Genomic DNA, 5,610 nt, shown 5'->3' with positions numbered 1-5,610 from the left:
CTAATCAACAGTTTAACAAAACCTTTCAAAGTGATTAACAACTAACGGTTTGAATCTTATAAACAAAGGCAAAATCTAYTGATAAACCTAAACAACCAAAATACATGAAAAATCAGAAACAAGGACCTTGAAGGGTATGGTGATTTGATGCAAAAAAGAGCCTCGATTCGTGGTCGAAGCCCTTTCTAGCTGCATTCAGAAATATTGATTAAACAAATTTCTTAAACCTGGTGAAGTGCTCAATCCTTCTAAAAATCGACACAACGCCATAACAGACTAATGTCAAATGTATAAAAATTATACTAATTTTTTATGGAAGCCCTATGGCTACATGTTTAAAATACTATTAAGTAAGGATTCGCTTTTTCAGCGGATGAGTGAGATTGATAAACGAAAATGGATCATGCGAGCTAAATTAACTGCCTTCTTGCTAATCATTACACTTATGCAGGTTAGTGCATCAACTTTTGGGCAAAATTTAACGCTCAAAGAGAAGAATATCACCATTGCAAAAGTGTTTTTTGAAATCCGTAAACAAACCGGATACGATGTTTTACTGAGGAGCAAAAAGCTAGATGTTTCAAAAAAAATAGATGTAGCGTTTAATAATACACCAGTTAATAATGTAATTAATCAGATTATTAATGGAACGGAGCTTGAATATACGGTAAACGACAAAACCATATTTATTGAACAAAAGGAAAAACCTTTTTTTGAGCGGCTTGTAGAGCGATTTATAGAAATCGATATCAGTGGAAAAGTATTGGGCGAAAACGGAGAAGTGCTAGTGGGTGCTTCCGTTAAAATTAAAGGAACTTCACGCATTGTGATTACAAATTATAAAGGAGAATTCAATTTTTCTAAAGTTGGTGAAAATGCAATGCTAGAGATTTCCTATGTAGGTTATGAATTGAAAGAAGTTAAAGCTAGCGCTAATTTGGGATCAATAAGAATGGTGCGAAGCACGAGTAAACTTGAAGAAGTTAATGTTTCTATCAATACGGGTTATCAAAAGATCAAAAAGGATCAATTAACAGGAGCGGCATCTAGTATTAATGAAAAGGAGTATCAGCAGCGCACAGCGATAACAGGAAATTTTTTGGAGAGCTTAGAAGGAAAGATTCCAGGTCTGGTTTATAACGGGCAAACCGGAGAACTCGCCATCCGCGGTGTTTCTACTTTTGATGCCGTAAAGCAACCATTAATTGTACTCGATGGTTTCCCTACAGAAGTAGACCTGAGAACAATTAACCCAAACGACATTACTTCTGTTACTGTTTTGCGTGATGCGGCTGCAGCTTCTATTTATGGGGTTAGAGCATCAAATGGGGTAATTGTTGTAGAAACAAGACGAGGTAAGTTAGGTAAACCCGTATTTACGATCAACAGCTCACTAGCTATTCAAGATAAGCCAGATTTTAGTTACATGAACTATATTTCTTCAAGTGAATTTGTGCAGTTACAACGTGATAATTTTTATATCGCTAAGCCTAACACTATGTTGTATGATTTGGGTATCTATAAAATGAATCCTGCACAAGAAATTCTTTTTAAGGGACCAAGAATGGGTGTGGTTACTCCAGCATTAACTCAGGCTCAGGTAGATCAGCAGTTGGCTACATTAGGCTCTTACGACAACCTAAATGAGTACCAACGTTTGTTCTATCAACAAAGACAGGCAAAGAATGTAAATTTTGATGTAAGTGGTGGCAGTCCGAGTAATACGTATATGATGGGCTTGAACTATATTGGAGAAACACCAGTAAATAAAGGCTCACAAAATAAACAGTTTAACTTGAACCTGGCGAACACCTTTCAGTTTTCTTCTCGATTCAATTTTGACTTTAGAGGAACTTACACTAATATAATTAACACTACTGCAAATACACCTATTTACGGCGATATTTTCCCTTACGAGCGTTATGCCGACGATAATGGAAATCCGTTGCCTGTATCTTTAGGGCCAAGAAAGGACTATCTTACTTCTTCTGTTACTACAGCTACTAATAATGCCTTACAAGCTGCCGGGTTATACAACCAGTTTTATTATCCCTATCAGGAACTGACTAGCAATGAGAACACACAAAAAAATTCTTTAATCAAGTTTCAAGGTAGACTAAATAGCAAGATCACCAATTGGCTTAATCTTGATTTGGGAGGGAATTATGAAAACCAGAATGTGAGGTTTGATCAATTACAGACCGAAGATGCATTTCTAGCTAAAAGTTTAATCAATTCGATGGCCTTAAGAGATCCTGCTACAGGAAAAGCACTTTTCACCAATATGCCTAAAGGGGATATTTTAAGGCGAAATACTCAAAAAATTACCAATTATACCCTACGGGGGCAATTAAACTTCAGTCATGCATTTGGTACTGATCATAACTTGTCTGGAATAATGGGTGCAGAACAAAAAAAGACCGTAGGTGAAGGATACTTGACCTCATTTTTTGGCTACGATGGGCAATCGCTGATTGTAAAACCCATTAATATGGGTGCTTTAAATGCTACAGCCAGACCAGCCTTTCCAATAAATAGCGTTGGTATTGGATCAGCGTTTAGTAGCACACAGTATTTTAACGAAACTTCTAATGATAGAAGATTCATGTCTTACTATGGCCAGGCAACTTATATCTATAAGGCAAAATATGTAGCTACAGGCAGTTTAAGGTTTGATAAATCAAATCTGTTTGGTGTAGACCCAAAATATAGAAATAAACCATTATGGTCTGCTGGTTTAAATTGGCGCTTGGGACAAGAAGAATTTATTAAGAAGCAAACCTGGATAGACCAATTACAATTAAGGGCTGCGACGGGCTTTAACGGAAACGTGCCATCAAGTAACAATGGTAAATTTTTAATTCTCGAATCTAGATTAAATACAGCTTTAAGTACACCATTAACTTATAATGATGTGCTCAGCCCGGAAAATCAATCATTGAGATGGGAAACCACACAGAACTATAATTTTGGTTTGGACTATAGTTTTTTAAAGAGCAAGATTTCGGGGTCTGTAGACTATTATATTAAACAAACCAAAGATGTATTCGGACAATATGGCTCAGATCCTACAACAGGTTTTAACCAGTATAATGCAAATACAGCAGCAATTGAGAACAAAGGGCTAGAGATTTTAGTAAACAGCATTAATATAAGACAGCACAAATTTGAGTGGAGAACACAATTAACCGCTTCATTTAACCAAAATAAGGTATTGGAAGTTAAAGCTACCGAATTTACTACCTCACAGCAGATTACGAGTTCAGCCACGCCTGTTAAAGGTCTTCCAATAGGTGCATTGTACAGCTATAATTATGGAGGTTTAAACAGTAATGGACAGCCTTATGTGTTAGATAGATTTGGCAACCAAAAAGTAATGACCTATTCAGATATGGGTGCTGGCGTAATCGATGTAACCAAAAATGACCTGATTTATAGTGGTACAACAACACCGAAATATGTATTGGGCTTGAATAATCAATTTAGCTTGGGTGCTTTCGATATCTCGTTTTTATTGATGTATTATGGTGGACATGTAATGCGGGTGGAACAGCCAAATCCTAATAATATTGGATTCTTGAGTCCTACTCCATTACAAGGTGCCGCTAATTTCTGGAAAACGCCAGGCGATGAAACCACGACTCGTATTCCTGGATATACTGGCTCTTCGCCTTCGGCTCCAGGCTACTATCAGATTAGTGCACTTTATGGTTATCAATATGCCTCTGAGTTTGTGCGCAAGGCCGATTATATTCGCCTAAGGGATGTAGTGGTTACTTACCGTGCTAAAGCCCAATTCTTGGAAAAAGCAGGATTAAGAAACACCCAACTACGCTTTCAGGCGCAAAATCCTTTCCGCTACACCTTTAGTGGAAACGATATCGATCCAGATGCAATCGATCGAACTTCAGGTGTCCGCAAGCTGGAAATTCAACCTTTATACAGTTTAACTTTATCTACCAACTTTTAGAAACCATGAAACATAAACATATCATATTGTTAATTCTTACCGTGCTGGCATGTTCTTCATRCAAAAAATTTCTTGATGTAAAACCTAAAGGAATCATCTTACCAGAAAAAGTTACAGATTACGAAGCAATCTTAAATTCTCCTTCGCTAACCAAAACATTTTCAATAAATCTACTCGATTTTACTGACGATAATTTAAATTCATTTACAGCAACCACTACCTCACCAGCTGCCAATGGTTATTTCTGGAGACCAATTTTAACGGAGAATGAACTGGTCAGTCCCGATGTTTGGGGACCATCTTACCGTTGTATCTATTCTGCGAATGTGATTATCAATGGAATACCAACTGCTACCGAAGGTACCGATGTACAGAAACAAAGCATTACAGGTGAAGCATTAGTAATCAGGGCCAATTGTTATCTCGAACTATTAACAGTATTTGCCAAAGCCTATAATCCTGCAACGGCAGGCACAGATCCCGGCCTTCCCTTGGTAACCAGTACCAATGTAAATGATAAGGCTCCTGCCAGATCATCACTCAAAGCTACATTAGATCAGATTATAGGCGATGTAACTATGGCAATTCCGGCTTTACCCAACAGTAATGTAAACCGGTATCGGGTAACCAAATATGTAGCCTATGGCTTATTAACCAGGATTTATTTGTATATGGCAGATTTTGCCAATGCTAAAAAGTATAACGATTTAGCCTTAACTGCGCCACACACCTTGTTAAATTATAATTCTTACCCCCCCATACCTACTGCTCTTCCCATTTCCGAATTAAGTTCTGAAGTACTTTGGCAACGCGCATCAGTTAGCGGCTCTCCTAGTTTTATGCTCTACTCTACCGACTTAAAAAATTATTTTGACAACAACGATCTTCGTTACCAGTTCTTAACCATAATAAACAATGATGGTTTGGTACGGGCACCGCTACCAGGAGAATATAATTTCGGTATAACCTTCCCAGAAATGTACTTAACTAAAGCTGAATTGTTGGCAAGGCAAGGCCAATTTAATGAAGCCATGGCCATTGTGAACTTGTTACGTAAAAATAGGGTTAAAACTGCGGCTTATGTTGATCAAAGTGCGGCCACAGGCGAAGAAGCTTTAGTTAAAGTACTGGCAGAACGAAGAAGAGAAGGAGCTTATAGTGGTCTTCGCTGGTTTGATATGAAGCGTTTGGATCAGGAAGGCAGAATGCCAGAGGTGAAAAGGATTAATACAAAGACATTAGCAGTAGAAGGAACATTAGCACCGAAAAGCCCTAATTATACTTTTGAAATCCCTACTCGTGTCAAATTATTTAATCCTAACATGCAATTAAACCATTAATGTAAACTTTACCATCGATCCAGAACGAAATTTACTTCGAAAAGCTAAATTCTCCACTACTGGGCTATTAACCACTTATAACATTATTTTAATCGATAATTAACTTAATAACCTGAACTCGATTAATAACATGTCTTTAAAGATCTTCTGTAGATATTTTCGACTCACCGTCGTCACCCTGAATTTATTTCAGGGTCTATCTAGCAGGAAAGATGCTGAAACAAGTTCAGCATGACGATCGCGTTAGGAAAAAGAGACTAAAAATTGATCACAACGGGTAAAAATTAATCGAACTAAGGT

Annotated in this window: 2 protein-coding genes; both read left to right on the top strand. The window is 37.4% G+C overall.

The window, feature by feature from the left end; all coding sequences use genetic code 11:
* The first annotated feature begins 286 nt into the window (after positions 1 to 286).
* Positions 287 to 3,970: a SusC/RagA family TonB-linked outer membrane protein gene (locus tag AC1DND_RS17325; RefSeq protein ID WP_477583488.1), complete on the top strand. Its 3,684-nt coding sequence runs from the start codon at positions 287 to 289 to the stop codon at positions 3,968 to 3,970.
* Positions 3,971 to 3,975: 5 nt separating this feature from the next.
* Complete coding sequence (locus tag AC1DND_RS17320) at positions 3,976 to 5,310, top strand: RagB/SusD family nutrient uptake outer membrane protein (RefSeq protein WP_477583486.1); 1,335 nt, start codon at positions 3,976 to 3,978, stop codon at positions 5,308 to 5,310.
* Positions 5,311 to 5,610: the final 300 nt, after the last annotated feature.

This window comes from Pedobacter sp. 01N416 (assembly GCF_056399685.1).
This window is presented reverse-complemented; position numbering and strand designations above follow the sequence as displayed.

Coding starts and splice junctions, on each gene's coding strand:
- AC1DND_RS17325 (WP_477583488.1), top strand. CDS start 287: ATGTATAAAAATTATACTAATTTTTTATGGAAGCCCTATGGCTACATG.